This window comes from Paenibacillus sp. MER 180, assembly GCF_023713665.1.
Classification (GTDB): Bacteria; Bacillota; Bacilli; order Paenibacillales; family Paenibacillaceae; genus Paenibacillus_B; species Paenibacillus_B suaedae.
This window is the reverse complement of the sequence record NZ_JAMAVT010000008.1, coordinates 273,160-295,407: the sequence shown is the minus strand read 5'-3', so window position 1 is coordinate 295,407 and position 22,248 is coordinate 273,160. Positions and strand designations below refer to the sequence as shown.

3 protein-coding genes are annotated in these 22,248 nt (G+C 46.9%); all 3 read left to right on the top strand.

The window, feature by feature from the left end; all coding sequences use genetic code 11:
• The first annotated feature begins 24 nt into the window (after positions 1-24).
• The 3 genes from M3661_RS15425 to M3661_RS15415 are packed head-to-tail and all read left to right on the top strand — an operon-like array spanning position 25 to position 22,245.
• Positions 25-5,601 (top strand): SDR family NAD(P)-dependent oxidoreductase, encoded by a 5,577-nt coding sequence (locus M3661_RS15425; protein WP_251486486.1) that lies wholly within the window; start codon positions 25-27, stop codon positions 5,599-5,601.
• The gene (locus M3661_RS15420; RefSeq protein WP_251486484.1) at positions 5,585-13,780 is read left to right on the top strand and encodes an SDR family NAD(P)-dependent oxidoreductase; all 8,196 of its coding nucleotides are present in this window, start codon (positions 5,585-5,587) and stop codon (positions 13,778-13,780) included. The genes M3661_RS15425 and M3661_RS15420 overlap by 17 nt, the downstream gene beginning before the upstream one ends.
• Positions 13,777-22,245, top strand: a complete 8,469-nt coding sequence (locus M3661_RS15415) for an SDR family NAD(P)-dependent oxidoreductase (RefSeq protein ID WP_251486481.1) — start codon at positions 13,777-13,779, stop codon at positions 22,243-22,245. Before M3661_RS15420 ends, M3661_RS15415 begins: the two co-directional genes overlap by 4 nt.
• The last annotated feature ends 3 nt before the right edge of the window (positions 22,246-22,248 follow it).

Genomic DNA, 22,248 nt, shown 5'->3' with positions numbered 1-22,248 from the left:
GGCAGTTAGAAAGGAGCGGCGAAATTGAACGTTTATAAATGCAGCCTGTTCGTCAGAAACGACGATTTCATAGTCAAGGATCATCGGGTTCATCAAATTCCCATCATGCCAGGCGTCACGTTTTTGGACATACTGTACCGTTTTCTCATATCCAAAGGCTATAATCCCGAGCAGTTGGAAGTTCGCAACATTTTGTTTATGGAGCCGATTGCGACGAGTGATCATTTCGATAAAAAGATAGAAATAACGTTGGAACCGCAGGGAGAGTATTGGAAAGTGGTTGCTAAGAGCAAAAAGGTGGTCGGTGACAAGGTTATTGATTCGGAGGTATCTGATAACTTGCAGTGCGAAATTCATCTGCGGACTGACCCAGTTGAAGCGCAAGGAGCGGCATCGGTTGACATAGATGCTCTGAAGCATCGAGCCGAGTCGGTGAGAGACTTGGAAAGCGTCTATGAAGTGATTCGGAATTCGGATATTCACCATGATGACTTTATGAAGCTGCGCGGACAAGTATATGAATCGAAGGCTTATATTTTGGCTGAAGTGGAATTGGGGGATACGGCTCGACCGTATCTCCATTTTTTTCATTTTCATCCTGCTTATTTGGATGGAGCTACATGTATGCTTGGCGTTCTTATGTCCTCTTACATGAATGAAACTCCAGACGGCGCAAAGCCGTTTATTCCTTTGCATATGGCATCATTTAAGACGCAAGGCCAAATGGGAGAGAAGGGATACTTTCTTGTCCGCAAGGACTCATTTACGATTTCAGCCACTGGTGATATTACATACGTTGATATCGAAGTGCTTAATAAGGAAGGCTTGCCAATAGCTTTCTATAACAGGCTGGGTACAAAAAGGGTCCGTTCCGATAACTTGCTGCAGAGCTTGCTTCGGACGACAGATGCCAAGCCGGAAGAATTGTCATGGAATTCATCAAAGGACTCTTTTCTACAGAACGCTCAAAATGAACTGGCTACTGCCGCCGGAGAAAAGCAAACTACGCCTACTGAACAGAGGCTTCGGACAATCGTGGCCCAGTTCCTGCAGCAGCCGGAATCATCACTCGACCTGAACCGAGGCTTCTATGATCAAGGACTAAACTCAAGAGATCTCTTGGATATTGTAGCTCTGCTTGAGCAGAGGTTTGATTGTTCTCTTTACCCTACGCTTTTGTTTGAATATGCGAATATAAAAGATTTGGCACAGTACATGGATCATAACCACGGCGATCTGATGGAACGGGTGGAGTGCAGCGAATTGGGAAGTGGAATGATGGAAATCGAGGATAGTGGGGAACTTTCTGAATCCGAAACAGTTTTTTATAGACCGATATGGAAGGCAGAAGAAGCCCCTGCAAACAGAGGACGAAACATTCGTCGAATATTGGTATTCGATATTGATAATGTCCATGCAGATGCGCTCATAAGGGAACATTACGATGTTGTCTTGGTTAAACAAGGAGATGTGTTCGAACAAACGTGCAGCGATAGGTTTGCGATTTCTCCTAGGAATGCTGCTGATTATTTCGCTTTGATTGAGAATTTGAAACATGCAGGCTGGTATCCCGAAGCAGTTCTTCATTTCTGGTCTCGGATAGGGATCGACAAACAAGTTAAGGGAAATCCTTCTGAAATAGAACTTTTCGCTTATTCCGTGTTGCAGCTCACTTTAGCTTTGTCATACTTGAGACTCGAACAGCCAATTTCTTTTATTTGCGGGTTGAACGCGGTGACGGATTGGACAGAGCCGCAACAGCTGGCAGTAAGCGGCATGACTCGAGTGCTGCAGAAGGAACATCCGAAGCTGCGGTTCACCATAGCGCATATTTCTGAATCAGCCAAGACTGGATCTTGGATTAGACTTCTATCTAAAGAATGGACGGCAATCAAGGAGAGGCATGAAGAAGTACTTTTTATGGATAATCGAAGGCATCTAAAAGTCTTGCAAAGAGTCGATATGTCCAAAAGGGAATCAACGGATCCGTTTGTAAAGAACGGAGTTTATTTAATTACTGGAGGAATGGGTGGTCTCGGCTATTTATTTGCTCGAAAATTAGCGGCGAAATATCAGGCGAAACTTATTTTAACGGGCAGAAGCGCTTTATCTGAGGAAAGAATGGAGCAACTGCAGCAATTAGAGGAGATGGGAGCGGAAGCTTGCTACATCCAGAGCGATGTTTCTGTGCGGAGTGCTGTGGCTCAACTGGTACGCACGGCTAAGGCGCGTTTTGGTCATATTGACGGCGTTCTTCATGCGGCCGGGGTGCTCAGGGATGGGATTTCCGCGGATAAGCGTATCGATGAATTCGAGGAGGTATGTGCTCCAAAAATCCTTGGCAGCGTGTATTTGGATGAAGAACTGCAGGAAGAGCATTTGCATTTTTTTGCTGTATTTTCTTCAGTCACATCGCTGATCGGCAATATTGGACAGGTTGATTATGCGTATGCCAATCATTTCATGGATCATTATGTCGGAATACGTGAACGCTTGCGGCTACAAAAGAAAAGGCATGGCAGAAGTTTAGCTGTTAGTTGGCCGCTATGGGAGCAGGGCAGCATGCAAACGACTTTGCGCAACAAGAAGGTGATGGCCGACAAGGGGATGGCGGCTCTTGGCATTGATGCTGGGTTTTCCGCTTTTCAGAAGGCTCTACAAATGTCGGAGACTCATATATTGGCGCTTGAGGGTGATAAGCACCGATTCGAACAGCATCTCGATTATTGGATCGCGCCCGAAGAAGAGGAAGGTATTCAATTGGATACCAGTCCAATTACGATTGGCTTTGAAGGGGAGACAGATCAGGATATAGCAATTATCGGTCTCGCGGGAAGATATCCAATGGCGGATGACATTTCGGAATTTTGGGCTCATTTGGCTAATGGACAGGATTGCATCACAGAAATTCCTGAGGAACGCTGGAACTACACGAAACATTACCACCCAGATCGAAACCAAGCGGGAACGAGTTATGGCAAATGGGGCGGATTTATAAGCGATGTTGATAAATTTGACGCTCTCTTTTTTAATATTAGCCCCAAAGAAGCCGAACTTATGGATCCCCAAGAACGAATTTTTATGGAGACGGCCTGGCATGCCCTGGAAGATGCGGGGTACACGAGAAAGCGGATCGATGGAAAGCGGGTGGGCGTATTCGTCGGAGCAATGTGGGGACAGTACCAGCATTACGAGGGGATGGATCGTGGCGCTGCTACGTATCCGACGTCGGTGTTTGCTTCGATTGCGAACCGGGTATCGTATTTTTTAAATCTTACCGGTCCTAGCATGGCAGTTGATACAATGTGTTCTTCATCGCTCACGGCAATTCACTTAGCCTGCGTTAGTTTGCTGTATGGAGAGAGCGAGCTGGCTATTGCGGGGGGAGTAAATCTCACTTTACACCCGAGAAAATACAAGGTACTTAGCCAAGGGCAGTTTTTGTCAAGCGATGGACGATGTCGGAGCTTTGGAGAAGGCGGAGATGGGTATGTTCCCGGTGAGGGAGTAGGTGCGATTCTGCTAAAGCCTTTGAACAAGGCAATTGCTGATAACGATCTTATTTACGGGATTATCAGGGGAACTTCGCTAAATCATACTGGAAAAAGCAGTGGTTATCATGTGCCCAGTCCCCAATCCCAATGCAGCGTAATTTCTGACGCAATCCGTAAGGCCCAAATTCACCCGGAAACGGTTAGCTACATTGAAGCACATGGTACGGGGACGTCACTAGGGGATCCGATTGAGCTTGCAGGGTTGGTTAAGGCATTTCGGCAATATACGGATAAGCGTCAATTTTGTGCAATAGGGTCGGTTAAGTCCAATATTGGACATTTGGAATCGGCCGCGGGAATTGCCGGAATTACGAAAATACTGCTCCAGCTAAAGCATAATAAGTTGGCTCCTTCCCTCCTTCATTCAGATAAAGAAAATGCAAAAATTAATTTTGCTGATTCTCCTTTTTATGTACAGAAGGAACTTGCTGATTGGCATTTATCCAAGGTGTCTGAGGGAACGAATGTGCGAAGAGCCGGTATCAGCTCATTTGGTGCCGGAGGAGCGAACGCACATGTCCTTATCGAACAGTTTACCGCCGGAGCTCTGCCACGGAAAAACAAAAGTCCTAGAACATTTTTGTTCGTGCTGTCAGCCAAAAATAGAGACCGGTTAATAGCCTATGCGAAAAAAGTAAGGAAATTTTTATTAGAAGAGCCGCTAACCGATGAGCAAATTTCGGATATTGCTTATACGTTCCAAACGGGCCGGGAGGAAATGCCGGAACGACTGGCTATCGTAGCATCGGACAAAGAAGGAATCCTCAAAGGACTGCTGGATTACGAACAGGGTCACAGCGAAGGAGAAAATCTCTTTAGCGGCAATATCATGAATAGTTCCGACTTGAGTGAAGATGAAGCTTTAATGATGGACGACCCTTGCCGAAAAAGCGAGCAGCTATTGGAATGGGCGAAAGTGTGGGTTCGAGGCTATGAGCTGCCTTGGGAAAAATTATACACCTACGATATCCCTCAACGTGTGTCGGTACCCGGTTATCCGTTTGCAAGAGAGCGTTATTGGGTGGAGGCAAAAGGAAATGAAGGCAATGACCCTGTGTTGGTTATTCATCCTTTTGTTCACTACAATGTGTCCACATTGAAGGAACATAAATACCGTTCAATCTTTAATGGCTCCGAATTTTATTTTGATCATCACCGGGTAGGGGGCAAAAAGATTCTACCAGGCACGGCATTTATTGAAATGGCACGCGCAGCTGGAGAAGCTGCTTCGGAGCAGACTATCATTACGATGAAAAACATCATCTGGGAAAATAAGCTCGAGATCGCAAATTGTCCAAAACGGGTCGAAACGGTTATCTATCCGAAAGCGGACGGCATCCGATTTGAAATCCGTGCCGAGCGAGACGGAAGTGATGAAGAAGATTGTATCTTTGCTTCTGGGGAAATGCATACGGAAAAGGGCTCGCGAGCGCCTGCAAGAAAATTCGACATAGGAAACATCATGGAGCGCTGTCCATTCACATTTACACGGACTGAAATTTATCCGTATTTCACGGAAATCGGCATCGACTATGGCGAGAAGTTTACCGCGATTGACAGTATGCACATTGGTGACGGTGAAGTCGTTTCGCGTTTAATCATCGAATCAGATGGTCGAGACAAATATATGCTGCATCCATCCTTGCTTGACGGAGCGATGCAGTCTGTAGCGGGACTTATCGGAATTAAGGACGGAAAAAAAGGACGACCATTGCTGCCATACGGGGTGGGATTGATAGAGATTTATAAGCCTTTACCCTCTCTTTGCTATACGTTGGTTCAGCAGCGGGGGGATTATGATCAGCAGGCGTCCGGTCTAATGAAATGCGATATCACAGTGCTTAATAAGGACGGAGAAACGCTAATCGCCCTGAAGGACGTATCCTTCAGAAATGATCTTCGGTATCTCACGCAACTTGAAGATCCATCTAGTTCTGATTTCAAGGACGAAGCGTTGCGAGAGTTGCTTATAAAACTCGAAAATAAAGAATATACGCCAGATGAAGTTGATCGATTAATGGAGGAGTTGTATGGATCGCCTAAATAGAAGAGAGATTCTCTCGTTGTTGGCATCAGGGCGCATCAATTCGGAGGAAGCGTATCAGCGGCTGCGGACGACGGAGCTTTCTGCGCCGCAAGAGATGAAATCTTTACCCGCAACTGATGAGGATCATTCAGTCTCCCTGCTACAGCATATCGAGCGTTTTCTAATTCGCATATTTGCCGAGGAAATCAAGCTTGATGACAAGCGAATCGATGTAAGGGTACCGTTTGAACAATACGGAATCGATTCTCTAATGGTGACACGGCTAAATAAAATGCTGGAAAATCAGTTTGGCGAACTTCCCAAAACTTTATTTTTTGAATATTCGAATATAAGCAGGTTAGCGGAATACCTCGTCAACAATCATGGGGCTGCCTGCGCTCAATGGTTTTATTCTTGCGAAGAATGCATACCAAACACTTCCTCGAATCTTTCTGTTTCCGATTCTGCGCAGTCTCTTGAGGATATGCAGACGGAAAGGGAAACGGACCATCATGTTTCTGCAAAATTGGTAGAACGATCGGGTGAGATTGCGATTGTCGGGGTGGACGGAAGATACCCTATGGCAGACAATCTGCTTGAATTTTGGGATAACCTTAGTAACGGGAGAAATTGCGTGGAAGAGGTTCCGCCAGAACGGTGGGAAATCGAAAGATACTTTGATCCAAATAAAGAAACCAAAGGTAAGAGCTATATTAGGCATGGCGGCTTTATTCGTGAACCTGAAAGCTTCGATTCCATATTTTTTAATATTTCTTCGAGAGAAGCAGATCTCATGGATCCTCAGGAACGGATTTTTTTGGAGACTGCTTGGAATACGCTAGAGGATGCAGGCTATACGAGGCAAAGTCTACAGAAGGACATAGTTGGAGTCTTTGTTGGAGTTATGTATGGGCAATATCAGCTGTATGGCATGGAACAGGCCGAACGCGGATTCCAGCTCCCGAATTCCGTATTTGCATCAATTGCTAATCGCGTTTCCTATTTTTTTGATTTTCACGGTCCCAGCATGGCAATAGATACGATGTGTTCTTCTTCTTTGACTGCTCTCCATTTAGCCTGTGACAGCATACGAAAAGGGGAATGCACGGTAGCCCTTGCAGGGGGCGTCAACTTGACGCTTCACCCGAATAAATACATTCTATTGAGCCAAGGCAGGTTCGCTTCCTCAGAGGGGAAATGCCGCAGTTTTGGTGAGCAGGGAGACGGATTCGTTCCAGGCGAGGGTGTTGGTGCAGTTCTTTTGAAGCCGCTGGAGCAAGCGGTAGCAGATGGAGATCAAATTTATGCTGTAATCAAGGCAACAGCGATCAACCATGGCGGTAGGACGAACGGATATTCTGTTCCAAGTCTCAACGCTCAAGCGGAATTAATCAAACACGCCATACAAAAAGCAGACATACCGGTGGATAGCATTAGTTACATCGAGGCTCACGGTACAGGAACGTCCTTGGGTGACCCTATCGAAATTGCGGCTCTGCGCAAGGCTTTTCAGGAAATCGGAGGCAGTACAGCGTGCCGCATAGGCTCGGTAAAATCAAACATCGGGCATACGGAATCGGCGGCAGGTATTGCGGGAGTTACCAAAGTGCTGCTGCAAATGAAATATAAAAAAATGATTCCCTCTCTTCATGCGGAAGTAGTGAATCCGAATATTGATTTTCATGGATCCGGCTTGCAGGTGCAGACCAAGTTTGAAAATTGGAACCGGGGCGACTATCCGCGCCGGGCTGGGATTAGTGCTTTTGGAGCGGGCGGTTCCAATGCACATGTCATCTTGGAAGAGTATTCGCCACCGCATAGCCCAGAGATGCAGCACACGAACGAAGGAGAAGCGCAGCTCATTGTGATCTCAGCCAAGAGCGAGAACGCTTTGCGTGCCTACATTAAAATATTTATTTCGTTATTGCAACGCCAAGACTGTCCGTCATTGCGTCGCCTTGCTTATGTGCAGCAAACCGGAAGGCAGGCAATGGAGCACCGTGCCGCCTTTATTGCGTCGAAGAAAGACATGTTAGTTGCACAAATGCAATCATTTTTGACTGGCGAGCAAGTTAAAGACGTATATGCAGGCAGCGTAACGACTTATGCTGCTGATTCTCGGGAAGCGGATACGAAGGCTATGATGGCTCAGCAACGAATCATGCAGGCTATCGAGCAAAGAAATTACAGCCTTATCGCTTCTGCTTGGATAGAAGGCAAGGAAATTCCGTGGGGAAAATTGTACGAGGACAGTGGGCGAATTGTAAAAGTTTCATTGCCCACCTATCCTTTTGAGAGAAAGAGACACTGGATAAAACGGGGGAAAGGAACTGAGCAGCTCATTGAAAAGGCTTCCGAAGCTGAGTCTGTGCCTGCGTTAGCGCCAATCTATTGCGTTCCCAAATGGGAGCCCTTCTATCTGAATGAAGCGTTCGGCAGAGAAGCTAGAGGGAGCACAATTCTTTGTATATTCCCTTCCGGACAGGAAAATTGGGCAGAGGCAATAGATCAGCAATACCTCCGGCACAATGAAGTTTTGCGAATTCGTCTCGGGGTGCTGGATGCTCGAGTAAGCCAAAGGGAGTGGGAAATTCCACTTGCATCTACAGACTCCTTTAAGGAAGTGCTGAAATCGATAAAGCGTCCCGATATTGTATTTCATTTCGGTGGAGTGAGCGGAGAAGACGACGCTGTGCTGGACAATGTCCGTCTTGCAGAGGCTCAACAGCTAGGGCTTTTGTCCGTTTTCCGATTCGTTCAGTCAGCCAGCGAGCTTCGATGGAGCAATGCTCCGCTTCAGTTGTGCATCGTCACGGCAGGAGCCCAGTCGCTGCGCCCAGAAGACCCGATATATCCCGTACATGCAGGGCTGTTCGGATTTTCGAGATCATTAGCTAAAGAATTCGGGCAATGGACCATAAGGGCTGTGGATCTTCCATTTCAGGCTTTGTCTGATAGCGAGCTTGTCAAAGTGAGTCATTTGGTAGAGCTAGTCGCGGGGGTGTCTAATCAAGCCGACTGCGGGGAAATCGCGGTTCGCGGAGGCAGGTGTTACGCAAAGAAATTAACACCAGCGGCTGACCAGATGAGCAATCAACAACATGCGCCGATGTTCCGACAAAACGGGGTGTACCTCATAGTTGGCGGAGCAGGGGGCATTGGATTTGAATTAAGCAAGCATTTAGCCAGAGAATATCGAGCCAATATCGCTTGGATCGGGCGGAGTCCGCTGGATGCACGGATAACGCGGCAAATTGAAGCTATCAGGGATCAGGGGGGACAAGCTCTGTATTTCCAAGCCGATATTTCCAACTATGCCGAAATGAACAGAGCCCTGCACGCAACCAAGGAGCGGTTTGGTCGTATCAATGGTGCGATTCATTCAGCAATTGTGCTGAAGGATCGGCTGATTGAGTTTATGGATGAAACCGAAATGCAGGCGGTTTTGGCGCCTAAAATGTCTGGAGCAGTTACGTTGTATCATGTGCTTCGAAACGAAGATCTGGATCTAGTGCTGTTTTTTTCGTCGGCGCAGTCATTTTCGGGGAATGCTGGCCAAAGCAACTATGCCGCTGCCTGCACGTTTAAAGACGCCTTTGCCCATTATTGGCGCCAACGCGGATCTACTCCAGTAAAAATTATCAATTGGGGTTATTGGGGAAGCGTGGGGATTGTAGCGACTCCAGATTACAATAGGAAGCTAGCAGAAGCTGGACTATATTCGCTTTCTCCTAGAGAAGGGATGGAAGCGATCACCTATATTTGCGGCATCAACAGGGCGGATCAGATGATGGTAATCAAAGCAGAGTCGAGTTTGCTGCAAGAAATGGGTATTCGCATTGATGACAAACTGCCTTCCTTAGATCTGGATTATACGCGCCATATTCGCAATGGGACTGATCGGCTTAATCAGTTGAGCGCATTCGTACTTGCTGAAGCGTTTCAAACTATGGGCATTTTTTCTGGCGGCAAAGGCCGGTATACGAAAAAGCAGCTAAAAGACAAGCTCTGTATCGTTCCCGGCTATGATCGATTGTTCGACGAACTAATCGACATTTTGTTGGAGCATGATATCATCCACGGCAATGGTTATATGTACGATTGGAATGAGTCTGCATTCGTCAGTAATGAATTAAGAAATCTGGATCGATCGATCCTTCAATTTATTGAAAATTATCCGGAGCTTGAAGATTATATCCGACTAGTGTCTGTATGCGCGAAGCACTATGCCGGCATACTCTCCGGGAAAACGCCAGCAACGGATATTTTGTTTCCAGGCGGGTCACTCGATCGAATCAAAGGCATCTATCGCGGGAATCAGGCAGCCGATTATTTCAATGATTTGGTATTGAATAGAGTGATTGCTTGGATTGAAGCCAGAAAAGACAGTTTGCCCCCTGGTAAACAGTTGAAAATCTTGGAGATCGGAGCTGGTACGGGGGGCACGAGCGCATCTATTCTCAAAGGATTGTCTTTATATAAAGAGATGATCCGATACACCTATACGGATATTTCTATTGCGTTTGTCAATCACGGAAAAAAGGAATTTGGCGCCGATTATCCATTTGTGAATTTCAAAATTCTCAATATAGAGGAAGATCCGGTGAAGCAAGGTTATCATCTGGAAGATTACGATTTGATTTTGGCGACTAACGTGCTTCACGCGACGAAAAACATGACGGTTACGTTAAGACATGTGCAGCAGCTGTTGTCCGAGCAGGGAGTGCTTATTGTCAATGAAGGAACGGAGCGGCAAAATTTCTTAACGCTTACGTTCGGGTTGCTTGATGGCTGGTGGCTTTATGAAGATGAAAACATTCGCCTGAAGAGCTCTCCTCTGCTTTCGGCTGATATGTGGTGCTCGCTGCTTAATCATTTGGGATTTGCCGATGTTGCAGTGCTGGGGACTAACAATTCGGAGCAGCGTGGTACTGGACAGCATGTCATCGTAGCCAAGTCTTTTTTACGTAAACATCAAGAGCTGACTATTGAGAGCCATGTCACTCAGAATCCCGACATGAAGCTGGAATCGCTAAAGCACGCAAAAGATGAAATAAATCTTGTATCCGCAACAGAGTGCATGGAGGCGGCCATTATGGACAGCCTGTCCGAAGTGCTTGAGGTCGAGAGGGAACGCTTTGATATCGATGCTCCATTTACTGACTTCGGGGTAGATTCGATTTTAGCGGTGGAAATCATTGAACTAATTAATGCAAGACTCCAAATGTCGCTGAGGTCGACGGACTTGTTTAATTATGCAACGATTCGCCAGCTAACCGAGTACCTTTGCAAGCAGTGTGAGGATTACCGGTTGTTCGAAGAGGCAGCCAACAGCCGACCTTCCCCGCCAGAGGCTATGTTAATTGAAGATGTTGCGCAAGCCGGAAAGAGAATGGACATTGCAGTTATAGGCATGTCCGCACAAATGCCCGGGACTCGAAATATAAGGGAATTTTGGAGGAATATTTGCAGCGGAATTTCCAGTGTGAAGGAAATCGATCGATGGTCTATGGATTCGTTTTATGACCCCGACCCGGAAGCTGTAGGCAAAAGTTACAGCAAACATGCGGGGCTTATGGAAGATGCGGATAAATTCGATCCAGCATTTTTCAATATTTCTCCAGCTGAGGCGGAATTCATGGATCCACGGCAGCGCTTATTTTTACAAGAAGCATGGAAAGCAGTAGAAGATGCCGGATACAGCATGAGGCAAATGGAGGGAACAAAATGCGGTGTTTATGTCGGTGCTGGTTCCGGTGATTACCATAAATTAATGGAGGGTTATCCCGAATGTCAGGATAGTCATGCGTTTATGGGGAATAGCGATGCTATTCTTGCTTCTAGAATTTCATATTACTTGAATTTAAGAGGACCCAGCATGGCAATTGATACAGCTTGCTCTTCCTCTTTGACGGCCGTTCATTTAGCCTGCGAAAGTATTCGAAACGGGTCGTGCGAGATGGCGATTGCTGGAGGCGTGGAAGTGTTGGCCACACCTCAATTTCATGTGCTGGCTAGCAAAACGGGCATGATTTCTGCCGATGGGGCGTGCATGACATTCGATCGGCGAGCCAATGGATTTGTACCGGGTGAAGGAGTAGGCGCAATTCTGTTAAAGCCACTTGCCACTGCGCTGAAGGATGGAGATCATGTATATGCCGTAATAGCTGGTTCAGCCATGAACCAAGACGGAAAAACCAATGGCATTACAGCGCCGAGTGCTCCTTCTCAAGCAGCATTGGTATGCGAAGTATACGATACTTACGGAATCGATCCTGAGAGCATCGGCTATGTGGAGGCGCACGGAACGGGGACGAAACTGGGGGATCCGATTGAAATCGATGCTTTATCGGATGCTTATAAACGATATACATCGAAGACATCGTTCTGCGCAATCGGCTCTGTAAAGACGAACATAGGCCACACACTGGCAGCGGCTGGTATCGCAGGGCTGATTAAAATAATACTTTGCATTGAGCAGAAGCATCTTGTGCCATCGCTTAATTATAAAGAAGCCAACGAATTTATTCATTTTGAGGACAGTGCCTTTTATGTCAATACGGAACTGCGCCCATGGAAAGTCTCAGAGGGGAGTCCAAGGAGGGCGGCAGTCAGTGCATTTGGTTTCAGCGGCACGAATGTGCATATGGTTGTGGAAGAGCCTCCTTTGATACCAAAAAGGCCGCAGAAGCCGGTAGGTCCTCAGTTGATATTCATATCGGCGAAAACGGATGCCGCATTGCGGCAAAAAGCGGCGGATTTGCAGGCGTGGATGGAGCGGGAAGGACATCATTATGATTTGGATGATATTGGCTTTACCTTAAACACAGGAAGAGACCATTTCCCGATTCGCTGCTGCATGCTGGTACAAGATGGGGCCGGTTTAATTGACAATTTAGAAAAAGTAATCCGCGGTGAGAATTCGCAACACATTTATCGCCTTAATCCGGCTGAACGGAAGGTTAAAATGGAGCCATCCACGATTCGGGAAGGGGAGCGCTTTTTGAAGGTTTTGACCCAGTCAACGGATCTGTCTAGTCGATACGAGATACTTCGTACCTTAGCGGAGATGTATATTCACGGTTGCGATTTGCGTTGGGAGGAGCTGTATCCGGGAGAGCGGCCTTTAAAAATTTCGCTTCCCGCATATCCTTTTGCCAAAGAACGCTATTGGTTTGATCCTAATGCGCATCATGCTGCGCATTCTATGAAGTCGGCGGAGAGCCTGCATCCTTTAATCGACAGCAACATTTCCTCTTTGTACGAGCATAGGTATGAGAAGATATTCACTGGCCACGAATTTTATTTAGCTGATCATGTTGTATTTGGGCATAACATACTGCCTGGTGTGGCGTACTTGGAAATGATGCGAGCCGCGGCCGAATTGGCATCTGACCAGAGGATCTTGCAGTTGAGAAGTGCGGTTTGGGCTAGTCCCATTCAAATGGGCTCCCAACCTCGCAGCGTTTATGTCGGATTGCGTGAGGGAGATGAGGGCTTATTGGATTGCGCGGTATACTCCGTTCGGAAAGACGGCAGCAAGGACATGCATTTTCAGGGAAAATTGAGCATCGGCAAGAGCGGAAGCGGTGCGCAAAGGGAGCTATCGGTTGATTTAGGGGTCATACGCCAGCGCTGTACGATGAATTATTTTACTGGTAGGGAGTTGTACTCCCTCATAAGCGCCAAGGGATTAGAACTTGGTTCCCGCTTCCACGCCATTCAACAAGTGTGGGGCAGCCCGATGGAAGCTCTTGCGAAGCTGCAATTGCCTGATGAACTGTGCCAGCAATTTGACCAATATGTCCTTCATCCGATCCTGATGGATGCTGCGCTGCTATCCATTGCCGGGATTAAGACCGAAGAGGGAAGAAATCAGCTATATATACCATTTTCACTGGGGACGCTCGAAATTATAAGGCCAATGTCTACCTCCTGTTATGTTCATGTCACGTTAGCGGATAGGAGCTCGGAAATTGATTTTCGTGCGACCAAGTTCAATATTGTCATTGCAGATGAACAGGGACGAGTAGCTATCCAGATTCGTGATTTTCTTGGCAGGATTGTGGACAAGCAGAGGATGCAGCTGCAAACCGAGGATATGCGTGATAAAGAACTGTTGAATGTATTCCGCAAAATATATAGCGGAGAACTTGATGTTCATGCAGTTGAGTCTATTACGGGAGTGAGCAAGGTATGAGCAGACAATACGAGTTAAGCGCCATTGCTGACATGCTGAAAAGCCGGAAAATTACTCCTGAACAAGGCTTGGCGCTCTATAAAAAGCTTGACTTGACTAATTCGGAAGCAAATGGGGGGATCAGGAAAGAACCTTCCATTCTTCTTTATCGGCAGCATTGGGCGGAAAGTCGACTGGATGTGGAAGTGGAGACAGCGTCTCCGCTTCTGCTGATTGGTCACGATTCGCAACGATTGCGTCGTATCAATGCCTCAATTGAACATGTAGAAGGTATGATTAATAAGGTTGTTTCCGCTTGTTTCGGAGAAAGATTCGAGGAGCTTGACGGACAAGGCTTCGTTATTGCCCGAAACAATGAAGCTGATCTTCATTCGCTGTTTTCCATTTTGGAAAACCGTTTAGAAATATTACCTTCGAGGATCGTATATATCGCGCCGCAATGGGACGGAGAATTAGCAGAAGCTGCAGCTGCTTCTTGGGCCTATGAAATGATGTCGCTTTTTTCTTTCGTGAAAACGGCTATACGACGACAGCCTTCGCGACAAATACAATTTCTATATGTATTTTCAGATACGCAACAGGGAGCAGCGTTTCATCAGGGGATGAACGGGTTCCTGAAATCAGTGAAGGCCGAGCATCATTCATTTTTAGGTCGTACGATTTCTTTTGCAGCTTCCGATGATACGATGCTGGCTAGTATTATTATGGGTGAGCTGGCGTGTTCAGATCGAAATCAAACAGAAATTCGTTATATAGAAGGCACTAGGTGGATTAAAGAGCTGCGCGAAGTCACCGGACAGCCGATGGAGGTAACAACTACGGCCTGTCCTAAGCTACGAGAGAATGGTGTATATGTTATAACTGGCGGTGCAAAAGGTATTGGTTACCTTGTTGCTCGGCATTTAGCAAAAAAGTATAGGGCCAAGCTCGTATTGGCTGGCAGATCTCGCAGCACGGAAGTAGAGGGAAGCATAGCAGAACTTCAATCCTATGGCTCGGAGGTTATTTATGTCGAGGCGGATGTAGCAACTAGGGAAGATGCTTATCGACTCATTGCCACAGCCCGAAGCAAGTTCGGGGCTTTGCATGGCATCATTCATAGCGCGGGCTCAAATAATGATTCGCTTTTGATTAATAAGAAAATAGAAGAGAGCCTAAACATTTTCGGCTCTAAAATACGGGGAACTATTTATTTGGATGAAGCGTCAAAGGACGAATCTCTCGACTTTTTTATGTTGTTTTCTTCACTTGCATCCATATTTGGCAACCGCGGGCAGAGCGATTATGCATTTGCTAACGGATTTATGGATGAATATGCGCGTTGGCGTGATAGCCTGCAGCGCGCAGGGAAGACAGTATCAGTTAATTGGCCTTTCTGGGAAAATGGCGGAATGAAGCTCGAACAGGACACAAAAGATTATTTATCGAATGTGCTTGGTTTGCATTCATTGAGCGATCAGGACGGAATGTTGATTTTTGAATGGCTGCTGACGCAATCTGATTGTCAAGCGGTTGTATTGACAGGCAATCGAGACAAAATCACAACACAAATTAAAGGCGGGAAAGGGCAGCAGCATTCAAGGGGGAATATTGCGGAAGTGCTACGCCAAAAGGATGACTTCTCACCTTCCGATAAAGAACTGCAGGGAAAAGTGAATCGAGATCTGACTAATTGTGTTCATGAACTGTTAAAAACCGACTTGAAGCGCATTGATCTTGATTCAGAACTCAGCTCCTTCGGATTCGATTCTATCACTTTGACAAGGTTCAGCAACCGTTTGAACGGACTGTACCGCTTGGATATTATGCCCTCGATATTTTTCGAGTTTCCTACTCTGCGGGCGCTTTCTGGATATTTCATATCTGAACATAAGGAACATTTGTGCAGATATTATGGTCTGTCTTCCTTCCCTCCTGAGATGGAGGCGCATGCATCTGTTGCCGAGGCGCCGCCAGTAAATCGAATCGAAGCAGAACAAGTAGAATCGTTAATCCCGGATACGGAAGAGAAGGACGTGAACACATTCGAACCGATTGCCATCATCGGAATGAGCGGCATGATGCCGCAATCGGACAATCTGGACGAGTTTTGGGAACATTTGCGCGACGGACACGATTTGATTACGGAGATCCCCCCCGACCGTTGGGATTGGCGCGAATACTATGGAGATCCAAAAGAGGAAGGCAACCAAACTTATGCAAAGCATGGTGGATTCATGAGAGAAGTCGATAAGTTTGATCCGCTTTTCTTCGGCATTTCGCCGAAAGAGGCGGAACTCATGGATCCGCAGCAAAGACTCTTTATGAACGCAGTTTGGCACGCTATCGAAGATGCGGGATATCGGGCTTCTGATCTGGCTGGATCCAGAACTTCGCTTTTCGTGGGCGCAGCTACGCAGGATTATAATGAAATATTAAAAATGAGTGTACCTAACTTGGAGCCCCAATCCCTGACCGGCATGACGCATTCAGTCCTGGCCAACCGCATTTCGTATCTACTTAATTTGCGCGGGCCGAGCCAACCTGTAGATACAGCTTGCTCCAGCTCCTTGATCGCGATCTATCAAGCGGTGGAATCGATTCAACATGGAGGCTGCGTGATGGCGATAGCGGGTGGAGTAAATGTGATGCTTACTCCAACGCTTCATATTTCTGAAAGCAAAGCGGGGATGCTGAGTCCTGATGGCAGGTGCAAAACATTTGATGACCGAGCCGATGGTTACGTGCGAGGTGAAGGGGTTGCAGTTGTATTGCTAAAACCTTTGCGTAATGCCGTGAGCGATGGCGATCATATCTATGCCGTCATTAGAGGCAGCGCGGTAAATCATGGAGGACGCGGGAATTCCTTAACAGCCCCAAATCCAAATGCACAGGCTGAATTGCTCGTAGAGGCTTACGAGAAGGCAGGCTTCGCTCCAAATACCGTCAGTTACATAGAAGCGCATGGGACTGGAACGAGTCTTGGTGATCCAGTTGAAATAAACGGGCTCAAGAAGGCATTTGCAATACTGCAGAAAAAACATGGGCGGATGCCGGCAACTAAACAGCATTGCTGGATCGGTTCTGTGAAAACGAATATCGGGCATCTGGAAACCGCGGCTGGGATTGCGGGAATAGTTAAGGTTCTGCTTGCCATGAAGCATGCAACGATTCCAGCCAGTCTTCATATGAACAAGTTGAACCCATATATTCGATTGGACGATGGTCCGTTCAAGATCGCTACCCAAACGATACCATGGGATCCGATAAAAGATGATCGTGAACGGGCTATACCAAGGAGAGCTGGTGTCAGCTCATTTGGATTTGGCGGCGCCAATGCCCATATCGTTCTGGAGGAATATGTTTCGGCCAAGAAGCGCGTGCATGATAATATCGATGGGCAAGCTCAAATTATATTACTATCGGCTAAAAATGCAAACAGACTACGCGCGTACGCCCACAGCTTGGGGGTGTACGTAGATCGGTTGCTGGAAGCCCGCTCAGCCGCATGCAATGACTTCACAGAGCCGTTGCTGGCCTTTTTGGCCGAAGCTACGGCCGAAATTTTAGGTATTCGTCAGCAAGATATTTCTTCCAATGAACAATTTACGGATTTGGGACTCGATCCCGTGCATATAAGTCGCTTGGCTGGCATGATTAGCGAGCGATTCGAATTGGAGATGCAAGCATCCATATTGGCGAATTGTGCAACATTGCATGAGTCAGCCGTTTATTTGCAGCATCATTATGGACGGAGCCTACAAAAACATTTTACAGGGGCTGGTCGGCCTACTCGATTTGATGAACCCTCTATCGGAGATATTGCATATACACTTCAAGTTGGAAGAGAAGCTATGGAAGAGCGCTTGGCATTTGTTGCATCCGATCTTTCCCAAATGAGAGAGGCGCTTTTTGCCTATGCATCAGCCGAAGCTTGTCATGATACTGTTTATGTGGGGAACTCGAAAAAAGGAAATCTCCTTTGTGATCTTCTACTGGAGGGCAGTGAAGGAGAACAATATTTACACAGGTTAATCAAGGATAAAAAATATGCGAAGCTGGCACAGCTTTGGGTGGTGGGTGTGTCTGTCGATTGGAAAATGGTTCATATGGGAAGGGAGTCCCGAAGGGTTTCACTTCCTGTGTACCCTTTTGCCGCAGAAAGATATTGGATTCCGCAAGTGAAGCACAAAGAGAAACCGACCGTGGTAACAAAATTGCACCCGATGGTTGGGGAAAATATATCGACGTTGGATGAGTTTAAGTTCTCTACCAAGTTTAGCAGTTCGGATTTCTTTATTCGAGATCATATTGTAAATGGTGCCCCAATGTTTCCTGGTGTAGCGTATTTGGAGTTGGCTAGAGCAGCAGGAGACTTGGCTTCCGGGCGTACTGTATATGGATTGCGAAATGTTGTTTGGGCCAAGCCTATCATCATGGAAGGTAGAGATTGCCCGATCCATACACGCCTAAGCATAAAATTGCCACAGTCGGGTTCAGTGGAATTTGCGATATCCACGGAGAATGAAATACATGCTCAGGGCAAACTGGTATTTGAGCCCGTTACACAAAGCGACGAGATTATAGATATCGAATCCATTAAACGTCGCTGCACGGTTTCTATTACTGGCAGAGAGTGCTATGAAGCTTTTTCCTTGATCGGATTTCGCTATGGAAATGCAATGCGGTCGATTCAGCGTATTTCAGGAAACGAAACAGAGGCAATTGCGGTTCTATCGCTGCCTAAAGAACTGCGCGGAAGCTTTCTGGATTATGTGCTGCATCCGGCATTAATGGACGGAGCGCTGCAAACCGTGGAAGGATTGATGAACGAAGGTTCTGAGTCGAACGTATCAACGTATTTGCCGTTTTCTGTGGGTGCTGTCGATATATTGCATTCCTTATCTGAGACATGCTATGTACACGTTCTGATGAAGACAGCATCTTCCGCTAGCGGCACTAAGAAGTTTACTATCGTTATCGCGAATGAATCGGGACAAGTGGCAGTAAAAATAGATGATTTCGCGGTGCGGGCTGTACGCGACGACGTGCGATCGCCCTCGGTTGTTTATTTAAAACGACAGTGGGAAAAAAGCGATAGAGACGATTCAGAAACAGCTATGACCCGACTTAACGAAGATGTTCTCGTATTGGCGCCAAATCGGGAATTTATTGAGGCATCTAAATGGACGCACAATGCGAAGAGGGTTGTCTATTTGCTGCCTGGCCAATCTTTTGGACATATTGGAAAGAGCATATATGAAGTTAATCCGGGCTCTGAAGCGGACTATGATCAATTATTTCAAGTCCTGCGGGATGATGGGATTACTCCCCGCAAAATCATACATCTGTGGATGCTGAATAGAGACGGCGATGAACGTGCAGACCTTCTGATGGAGCTGAAGAAAAGCTTCTACTCCGTATTGTATGTGTATCGATGTTTGTTCAGAAAAAGGCAGCCAATCAGCTCGGATATGATTTATGTTACAGGCAATGATCATGCCACGGGTACTACGTCTCCTGTTGCAGCAGCGACTTATGGATTATTGAAAACGCTTTCCATTGAGAGTTCAAAGCTTTCCTTTAAATCAATAGAAATAGGAGCATCTGAGTTGCAGGGCGACGAACTATCTATAGCGATGCGGGAACTTCTATACAGTGAAGATGCAGGTAAGGCTATCCGATATGCGGACAGTAGAAGGTATGTCCAAAAATTGCAGCCGGAGAAAGAACAGTCGTTAGTTCCTCGTAATGTCGTCTTTAAGCATCATGGAGTATACGTCATTACAGGAGGTGCCGGAGGCATTGGTCAACACATTTCTGAATACTTAGCCGAACAATATCAAGCGAAGCTAGTACTGGTAGGCAGATCCGATCTTAGCGCCGATCAAAGAAGGAAGATTGATCGCATAGCGCGACAATATGGCACCATAGTTGAGTACAGGAAGGCAGATCTTGCGCAATCTGCTGAAGTTCGCAAGTTGATTCACGAAATAAAATCGGGATTTGGTCAAATTAATGGCGTGATTCATGGGGCTGGAGTAATACAAGACAGCCTTGCGTTGATGAAATCGCCTGAGCAGATCGACAGCGTGCTTGCTCCAAAAGTATACGGCACGATGAATTTGGATAAGTCCTTGGCTGACGAGCCATTGGACTTTTTCGCCCTGTTCTCTTCGGTATCGGCCGTGACTGGAAACCGTGGACAATGCGATTATGCTTTTGGAAATGCATTTATGGATCATTTCATGCTGCGGCGCGAGCAGTTGAGACAGCTCGGCCAAAGGCAAGGCCGAACGGTCACTATTAATTGGCCACTATGGGAAAGCGGCGGCATGCGTGTTGAGGAACATCTGTTGCGCATTATGGAAGAAGAAGCGGGACTTGTGCCCTTACCGACTAAAGAAGGAATCGCCGTATTGGAAGAAGCGCTCGCCTCAGACAGAACGCAGACGATTGCATTGTTCGGACAGAGGAGGAAGATTGTAGCAGCATTATCTCGCAGCGTATCGCCTCGGTCTAACGAAAGTGAAAATTTCGTTGCATCACCAGCGCATTCGGAGAAAGACTTCGAACGGGATATCACTCAAATATGCGCAGAAGCCCTGAAATTAAACATTACAGATTTTCAGCCTGAAGACGATTTAAGCGAATACGGTGTGGATTCGGTGACGATGATGGCGCTTTTGAATCGGTTAGAGCATCATTATGGGGAAACGATCGATCCGAGCGTGATTGCCGAACATCGATCAATCCGTGGAATTGCCCGTTACTTAACGGAAGAATCGAAAAGTTGGAATGTAATGCGGAATCATGAAACAGTATCAAACGTTGTCATGCCTGAGTCTGTACTTGGTGTGTGGGAATCGGCTGTTACGGTTCCTCGTGGTAATGAAGAGGAAGAACGTCGGAAGGCCCAACAGGAGGACGGTCGTAAGCACGGAAGCTCTGGTGTACAGGATCGCAGGATCGCCGTTATCGGGATGGCGTGCCGCTTCCCTGGATCGGACAATCCCGAGCAGTACTGGGATAATCTTCGCCAAGGGAAAGATTTGGTGACCGAGGTTCCCGGTGAACGCTGGGATGCCGAGCTCTATTATGACAAGAACAAAGCCGAACCGGGGAAGTCGTACTCGAAGTGGGGAGGCTTTATCCGTCATGTGTTCGACTTTGATGCCGAGCATTTCGGGATTGAATCGAATGATGCTTTGATTATGGATCCACAGCATCGAATCATACTCGAGCTGGCTGAAGAGTTGTGGTCTAGAGCGGGCTACCAGAGGGATGAAGCCGCCAACACGAGTACCGGGGTGTTTTTAGGTGGCGGAGCCAGCTCATATGTGAAAATTTCAGATCCGGGGCTTGCTGACGAGTATTATAAGCGCTTAGTGGTCAATTCCATTCCTAATATGATGGCCGCTCGAATTTCCGACTATTTTAACCTGAAGGGAATATCTCAAGTTATAGATACGGCATGTTCCTCATCGTTGGTCGCTATTCACCAGGCTTGCCAATCTATTGCTAACGGAGAAATAGACATGGCTATCGCTGGAGGTATTGAACTGTTGCTTGATCCTTCTGTCTTTATTGCTTACAGCAAAGCGGGAGTGCTTTCTGACGACGGAAAATGTTACGTCTTTGATGAACAGGCAAAAGGATTCGTCTTGGGAGAAGGTGCTGGACTTATTCTGCTGAAACATTATGAAACAGCATTGGAGGATGGCGACCCCATTATTGGGGTTATCGCTGGTTCGGCTGTAAATAATGACGGGAAAACGATGGGGCTTACCGTACCTAACATGGAAGGGCAGAAGCAAGTGATTCAGATGGCGTTGGATAATAGTGGAGTCCGACCAAATGAGATCGGGTACTTGGAGGCGCACGGCACTGGTACGCTCTTGGGTGATCCTATTGAGATTCGGGCAGCCACGCAGGTTTTTCGTTCTTATACGAATGAGACCCAGTTCTGCGCGGTCGGTTCAGTTAAGTCGAATATCGGACATTTGGCAAGGGCTGCGGGAGCCGCCAGCATAATTAAGGTTTTATTGGCTCTTCAACATAAAGAACTCCCTCCAACAATCCATTGCCATAGTCCGCATCCGAGGTTCAAGTTCGAAGAATCACCGTTCTACCCGAACCGTTCCCTGCAAAAGTGGGGCGAGAATGGCTGCACTAGAACAGCAGCAATTTCTTCGTTTGGATTCGGGGGAACCAATTGCCATATTATTGTTCAGGAGGCTCCGGACAGGGAGAGACAAGCTGAGAGATCTCCGCTTGCCGTGCACTCGTTCAACCGGAGAACTTACCGATTGAAGACTTCTCCATCTCGAAACTATCATGTGGATGAAACCCCTAACAATCAATCGATTGAACCGAATACCGATCTAGACGCGATAGCTAAAGTACTGGATGAATTGGAAAAAGGGAAGCTTGATATTGAACGGGCGACACAAATTATTGAGAGCCGTCAAATGAACCGGGGGTGAGTT